Origin of the sequence: Priestia sp. SIMBA_032 (assembly GCF_046535215.1) — a bacterium.
Taxonomy (GTDB): Bacteria; Bacillota; Bacilli; order Bacillales; family Bacillaceae_H; genus Priestia; species Priestia aryabhattai.
On sequence record NZ_JAWRXD010000154.1, the window covers coordinates 1 to 440 of the forward strand.

The following is a 440-nucleotide window of genomic DNA, read 5'->3' on the forward strand; positions in this document are numbered from 1 at the left end:
GGTCGTACGTTATATATTTTAGATGAGCCAACGACTGGGTTGCATGCGCATGATATTGCACGTCTTCTAGAAGTGCTGCAACGTCTTGTTGAGAGTGGTGAGACGGTACTTGTAATTGAACATAATTTAGATGTGATTAAAACAGCTGATTATATTGTTGATCTTGGACCAGAAGGCGGGGACAAAGGTGGACAAATCGTCGCTTCGGGAACGCCAGAGCAAGTAGTAAAAGAAGAGCGCTCGTACACTGGTAAGTATTTAAAAGAGATTTTAAATCGTGATAAAGCAAGAATGAAAGAGAAAATAAAAGAAGTAGAGTTATCGCAATAAGTTTATTGATGAAAACCGAGTGGAAATGACGCTCGGTGTTTATTTTACGAGGAAAAACTGGTAAGTATGTTAGTAGGTATACAAGCATGAAAGATAGAATAAGTTGATAT

1 pseudogene is annotated in these 440 nt (G+C 38.2%); it reads left to right on the forward strand.

Annotation, left to right across the window (positions count from 1 at the left end):
- A pseudogene (locus SB717_RS33785) lies at positions 1–330 on the forward strand (excinuclease ABC subunit UvrA); the annotation flags it as partial.
- Positions 331–440 lie beyond the last annotated feature (110 nt).